Source organism: Streptomyces rhizosphaerihabitans, from assembly GCF_025399795.1.
GTDB classification, from domain to species: Bacteria; Actinomycetota; Actinomycetes; order Streptomycetales; family Streptomycetaceae; genus Streptomyces; species Streptomyces rhizosphaerihabitans.
Window position 1 is genome coordinate 1 of the sequence record NZ_JAODTZ010000224.1, and the last position, 275, is coordinate 275.

The following is a 275-nucleotide window of genomic DNA, read 5'->3' on the forward strand; positions in this document are numbered from 1 at the left end:
CCGACGGTGTCGATGACGATGCTCCGCTTCCGCCCGACGATCTTCTTCCCGGCGTCGATGCCCTGCCCGCAGGTGGGGACGTTGGTGGAGGTCTTGACGCTCTGGGAGTCGATGACACACGCGCTCGGTTCTTCGCCCCGGCCTTCCTGCCTGCGGACTTGTCGGCGCAGGAGGCTGTTGAGCTGGTCGAAGACGCCTTCCTCCTGCCAGCGTGCGAAGTAGGCGTAGACGGTGTTCCAGTGCGGGTAGTCGTGCGGCAGATAGCGCCAGGGGAT

1 protein-coding gene is annotated in these 275 nt (G+C 65.5%); it reads right to left on the bottom strand.

The features are described from left to right. Positions 1-275, bottom strand: a 275-nt coding sequence (locus N4G66_RS45510; protein WP_261710183.1) for a transposase, incomplete at both ends; no start/stop codon positions are given.